Genomic DNA, 5,586 nt, shown 5'->3' on the forward strand with positions numbered 1-5,586 from the left:
TGCCTATAAAAGGCACTAACGAATTCGCGGTAGTTCTTTTCAGTATCAGTATCAGTATCAGTATCAGTATCAGTATCAGTATCAGTATCAGTATCAGTATCAGTATAGGCATCATTCGCAACCGTTGCTATGCGTTCGCATGCGTTCGCATCCCATCGCATTTTTGCCGATTTTTTATTGCGTTCGCATTTAGCCGCATACTGCTTACTGTTAACGTCAAGTTGATTTTTAAAGAACTGAAATGCCATCATTACTTGAGGTTCTACGCTTGGAATGATATTATCAATTTGATATTCATAAATAGCCCTAAACAGCTGACCTAATGACGTGTCGTCGAGGTGTTTTATTGGTTCATACATGCCATTGTATAGCAAAAAGGAGTCTTGTTTTTTCACAATTTCTCCTCCATGGCATGTGCCGCGACATCTCGCATGGCAAGTAGTTTTTGCGTGGTAGTTGTCGCTTTTTGACTGTTTCCGTGCTTGTCAGGATGGCAAAGCGTGATAAGTTGTTTGATAAAATCTAATGGCAATCGTGCGAGTTCTGGTGGCTTGTCAATTTCAAGCAAGTCTTCCAAGTGCATTGCGTACAAATCTGACACTGAGTGTGTTATCCCCTGGTCTTCTTTCCAGCAAAAAACGCACTTGGTTTTCCATGTTTCATGGTCCTTTCGGTATACAGCTTCTCTACCGCATGACTCACAGGTGTGCCAATTTTTCATTTCACAAAACCTCAAAAAAAAAGAGCTGTCTACAATGTCCAGGAGGAATAGCTAGGAGGCACCCAGCCGGAAAGTCCTTTCCATTGCAAACAGCTCTTAAATTTTCAGGTCGGTTTTTTGTCATTCGCTTGCCTTTCCTTTTTTTGCTAAACCCTCCACGGAGCCACCCGCCTCATCAGGCACCACCAAACGGTGATAGTAATTTTATTATCTGTTTTGGGTTATATGTCAAGAATCTTCTATCATGCTGGCGGATCAGTTCGGTTTACAGATAGGGCCACATAATTTCTTTCCATCCCTAACCCTGAATGGACATGCGTTATCAAGAACCAATACTTCCTTGGTTCAAGTTTTGAATAATCACGAAACAGTAGCAAATCGCCTCTTTGATAGTCACGATCATTTATACGTATTTCAACTTTTTTTCTTCCGTGTATCAGGTTGTCGAGGTAATCTTGATCTATTTTCAAACGATGCGTTTTCATGCTTCTCCTTTTTCTGATATTCCGATACCTCACGCCCGTCATAATTTTGAAATCCCTAGCAACCCCAAGCCTAATGACATGATCACCTGTACTGGTTGTGGTGCCAGTGGAAGATATGCAGATGTTCAAAAGGAGGCTATGAAGCAGGCGGAAAAGGCTGTCATGGATATGGCCTGGAATGCTTTCAAGGGCCTCAAGTGAATCTTTATGTGCAATTAGCTTGTTAAGCTCTTCTACTGGTCTTTCAATATCAATCAATATTTTCATAACAACTCCGAGGTAAATTAAAGTGATCATAACAAAAAGTTCAAGCGGACGAGCCGCTTAACTTGGTGTTAGCTTTCGATAAGATGTGTGTCCTCTTCTTCGCCACTGCCTTCAGCGCAAAATATAACTCCCTGATCATGACCTCTATTTATAACTAGTCCTATTACTTCACCCTCATAGGCGTAACACATATCATCGTCGTTAAATTTGTCTAATTCTTCTTTCATCTCTTTGACTGTTTTCATTTTCGAGTCTCCATCAGTTCCAATCCAGCTAACAATACGTTCAAGCGGAATTGCGAGAACGTTCAATATTTATATTTACTTGGGTAATTGCGCTTCGCTCGTAGTCTTTCCACGGCTGTTTGGCAATCCCCTTACCTTCTCCGTTATCTTGCTCTTGTATTCCATGACTTCACAGCTCTTTCCTTAGCATTTGTGCTTTTCCAAAAATATTGTTCTCCCATAGCACCACAATCATGACAGCAAACATAAACATCGTTATCGTCTTCAGCTAACTCTGCTTCTTGCCCACAGAATGGGCAAGATAACAAGTCGCTGCACTCTGACCCAGTGCAACTCCTTTCTTCGGCCTTGTTTGTTTGGTTATTTTCACTCATTACTGCTTATCCCCTTTAGTGGTTTTCCTGCACTGGGCAGGTTAACTAAACGTTATGTGGCTACCAAGACCCGCTAGTTACATCGTCTGTAATATCCTCAACAACATACTCTTGATCCACACCATTGCTGATCCACACACGATTACCATCGTCGTTTTTTGCCATAACATGCAGTCCGCTTTCGCTGCAGAACAGCCAAAGCCTCTCAGGGATGTTTTTTGCCGCTCTTTTTAATGCCCTGATAAACCTCTCTTCCTCCTTCGTTAGTTCAATATCCATCATTATGCCTCGCCAAGAATAGAAACTAAGAGGCGAAGCTTCTCGGCACATTCTTTTTTTGCATCTCTGTGCCCTTGTTCTCTCGCCATCCTGGCGGCCCCTGCAGGGCCGTCCTCAACTGCATCCTCTGGTGGTGTGGTTGCTTCCCTTTCCCACTTTGCAGCTAATCTTAAAAAAACACCGTCCATGTCGAACTCCTTAAAAAGTCATAACCAGCAATTATCTGTTTACCCTTAAAAGTTTCAACAGCCAGTTTGGAAAAGTTTCTTTTATGGCTTTTTTGAACTCAAAAACGGCTTTCCGCTTCTTGAAATCACGTTCAAAATATTCCTCCACCTCAGTTCCAGACACTTTTTCTAATATTTCATCGTCTGTGAAAGACTCAGGACATTGCAAGAATGAACGGCACCATTGAGCCTTATATCTTTCTTCAGGTGTTAAAATTTCCACAATCCCTCCATTCTCAGATAACAAAAAAATCAACTTGACCAGGAGATCTATCGGTTATTGCGCCAACGTTTCGGCTGGCAAGTTATTAAAAAACGTTATATTCCAACAACATTAAGCAACTCAGCTACTTTAATTAATTTATCAAGTGGCAACCTCTGGAAATCTCGTTGGTATCTATACTCAGTTGATATCAGCCCTGAAATCCTGACCCTTTCGTAATACTTGACAAGTTCAGCTTGTGACGCATAAACCGCATATCCACTGTTATAGCCGCTATCTAGGTGGTGTCCATTAAACCTAAACTTTTCATCTCTTCCCCACCCGTCAATCCTTACGGTGGCATTTACTCTCGCAACCTTCACAACAACGGCTTTGATATGTTTCCCTCTATTACCCCTGGCATTATTCCCTGTTGGACGTAACCAAACTTCCTTCCCTTCAAATTCTTTCATAAAATATAACAAAACGTTCAACGCCGACCCACGAGCACGTGCGCTCTTTCGTTGTCGTCCTGCCTCCTTTATTCTCGTATTAATTAATAGTTTCGCCACGGTGGGCGGGTTAACTTTGGCGTTAGCGGTCGTGCCTCTTCGTTTTAGTTGTGCAGTAGGTCACGTCATAATCCCTCGTGTGGCTGTATTTGTTCCAGCAGTTATCACATACATGGTCATCTTCATCAAACGCTTCCCAGCTGTCGGACTGCTCATCCCCACACCATGGGCAGATAATTTCGCGAGTATAATCGGTGTCACCGTCAAACTCTTCCACCTGTTTTTGGGCAATCTTTGCATGGCAGTTGTCACACGTTATGCCCCCTCGCCTTGTGATCAGGTCTTCTTTTGTTCCGCAAACATCACACCTGTAATGCTCCTCGCATCTCCATAAATGGGTTGCTTCTTTATCGCAAATCTTACATGTAAACATAAGCTCTCCTTTAATATCTCCGCTAACCAGCGGGTAAACGCAGACCGGAAAATACCCGGCTGGTTACCCTTGATCGTTAAATCTTAAGCCCTCTGAGCTCTTCCGCTTGTTCCGTAACATACTGATCAAGCCAGTCGTCTCCAGGATTTACTGCCAGATTAAATTTTCTTTTCTATTAATTCCAGACAAGGTCAAAGAACTCTGTTCTCTCCCCATTAAAACCAACCTTCACAGTCCAATTTCCAATATCACGCCCTTTTCCTATAATGATTTCGGCAACACCCTTGTTAGGATTATCAGGGGAATCGTTATATATCTCATCACGATATAACAGCAAAACTACATCTGCATCCTGCTCTATGGCACCAGATTCCTTGAGGTCAGAAATAACCGGTCTTTTATCGGTCCTGTTTTCAACTTGCCTATTAAGCTGAGACAAAACAATCATGGAACAATCTAAATCCTTTGCCAATGCCAACAATCCTGCTGATATCTTGGATAATTCTGCGGCCCTGTTACCATCTCCTTGAGATCCAGTTGACAACTGGATGTAATCAACTATCACGAGACCAAGAGGCTGTTTAATCGCAACCTTTTTTGCCCTAGCCGAAATTTCGGCAATGGTAAGGGCCGCTGTGTCATCAATATAGATGTTGGACTTTTTCAACATTTCTGCGCTATGCGTTAATGGAGCCCACTCGGCCTCCTTCACATATCCAGTTCTTAAACTATTTCCAGATACCTTAGACGCACAGGAAAGCATCCTTTTCCCGAGACGCGTGTCTTTCATTTCCATGCTGAAAATCAAGACTCCTTCGCCATCTCTTGCGGCCTGATCCGCGAATTTCAAGGCAAGGCTTGTTTTGCCCATTCCTGGTCTACCAGCTATGACGACATAATTGCTTTTCTGTAATCCACCCATCCTTGTGTCTAAATCAGCAAGCCCAGTGCTTATCCCGGTAACAGGTGTTTTGTTTTCAGCCTGTGCAGATATTTCGGCCATGGCCTCATCAACTATCTCAGAGATATGGACCGGCTCCCCTTTACCACCGCTACCTATTGACAACACAGCATCACTCAAAGCGCCTGTTAATGATTCCACGTCATGCCCGTTGTAGGCTTTGCCAACTATATCAGACAATTCTGTTATCATCCTGCGCTTTACAGAGGCGTCCTTTACTATTTTGCAGTAATGGTCAATCTTGGTAGGTATACAATCTGCTAACGATGAAATATAAGCAACACCACCTACCTGTTCAATCTTTCCTGAGTTATTCAATGCATCTGCAACCGCTACCATGTCAGGCTCAACACTGTTCGCATATAAGCCTGACATAGTAGAAAAAATAATCTTATGCGGCTCTCTATAAAAATCTTCTGCCGTTAAATTTTCAATAGCCGTTGCCATTCGGTCAAGGCTAATAAGACATGCGCCTAAGATGTGTTGCTCTGCTTCTATATTCTGCGGCGGGACTTTAGAGTTGATCATGGTTCATGCATCCTTCGTTTTTCGCGTTTCTATTACACTCTGGACCAGTTCCAGGGCGGCAGTGCTTTTTACAAGTACCACAAGTTTTTTCTACGCTGGCACTACCATTGTTTGCTGAAAATTTATCAAACATATTAGCAAATTTACTTTGCCCATCTTTTGATTTCTTGCGAAGCGGTGCCAAGCTCCTAATGTTGCCGCTCCAGAAAGGATCTTTTACCGCCCACCTTAACGATGGCTTAATTTCTTTTTCCAGATCATAACCATCAATCCGGACGAGTTTGTCAATCGAATCAATCCCAGCTAGAATTTCTCTGTCTGTCCTTTTTTGTTTTCCACCAAACTCATCTGA

At 42.7% G+C, this 5,586-nt stretch carries 10 protein-coding genes; all 10 read right to left on the bottom strand.

Features of this window, described 5'->3' with window-relative positions:
* Positions 1-395, bottom strand: a 395-nt coding sequence (locus ABFQ95_07310) for a DUF6291 domain-containing protein (protein ID MEN8237328.1), incomplete at its 3' end; no start/stop codon positions are given.
* The gene (locus ABFQ95_07315) at positions 392-601 is read right to left on the bottom strand and encodes a hypothetical protein (GenBank protein ID MEN8237329.1); all 210 of its coding nucleotides are present in this window, start codon (positions 599-601) and stop codon (positions 392-394) included. The genes ABFQ95_07310 and ABFQ95_07315, both read right to left, overlap by 4 nt.
* Positions 602-963: 362 nt before the next feature.
* Complete coding sequence (locus ABFQ95_07320; GenBank protein MEN8237330.1) at positions 964-1,473, bottom strand: DUF3850 domain-containing protein; 510 nt, start codon at positions 1,471-1,473, stop codon at positions 964-966.
* A gap of 68 nt (positions 1,474-1,541) precedes the next feature.
* Positions 1,542-1,718: a hypothetical protein gene (locus ABFQ95_07325; GenBank protein ID MEN8237331.1), complete on the bottom strand. Its 177-nt coding sequence runs from the start codon at positions 1,716-1,718 to the stop codon at positions 1,542-1,544.
* A 434-nt stretch (positions 1,719-2,152) separates the two neighbouring features.
* A complete protein-coding gene (locus tag ABFQ95_07330; GenBank protein ID MEN8237332.1) occupies positions 2,153-2,374 on the bottom strand; it encodes a hypothetical protein in 222 nt (73 codons plus the stop codon).
* Positions 2,374-2,559: a hypothetical protein gene (locus tag ABFQ95_07335; protein MEN8237333.1), complete on the bottom strand. Its 186-nt coding sequence runs from the start codon at positions 2,557-2,559 to the stop codon at positions 2,374-2,376. The genes ABFQ95_07330 and ABFQ95_07335 overlap by 1 nt, the downstream gene beginning before the upstream one ends.
* A 31-nt stretch (positions 2,560-2,590) precedes the next feature.
* Positions 2,591-2,821 (bottom strand): hypothetical protein, encoded by a 231-nt coding sequence (locus ABFQ95_07340; GenBank protein ID MEN8237334.1) that lies wholly within the window; start codon positions 2,819-2,821, stop codon positions 2,591-2,593.
* Positions 2,822-2,916: 95 nt separating this feature from the next.
* On the bottom strand, positions 2,917-3,273 hold the full coding sequence (locus ABFQ95_07345; GenBank protein ID MEN8237335.1) for a hypothetical protein: 357 nt from the start codon (positions 3,271-3,273) through the stop codon (positions 2,917-2,919).
* Between the two features lie 647 nt (positions 3,274-3,920).
* Positions 3,921-5,234, bottom strand: a complete 1,314-nt coding sequence (gene dnaB / locus ABFQ95_07350) for a replicative DNA helicase (GenBank protein MEN8237336.1) — start codon at positions 5,232-5,234, stop codon at positions 3,921-3,923.
* The coding region (locus ABFQ95_07355; protein MEN8237337.1) for a hypothetical protein at positions 5,221-5,586 on the bottom strand (366 nt) is incomplete at its 5' end. The genes ABFQ95_07355 and dnaB, both read right to left, overlap by 14 nt.

The sequence above is a fragment of the Pseudomonadota bacterium genome (assembly GCA_039714795.1).
In the GTDB taxonomy this organism is placed as follows: Bacteria; Pseudomonadota; Alphaproteobacteria; order JAGOMX01; family JAGOMX01; genus JBDLIP01.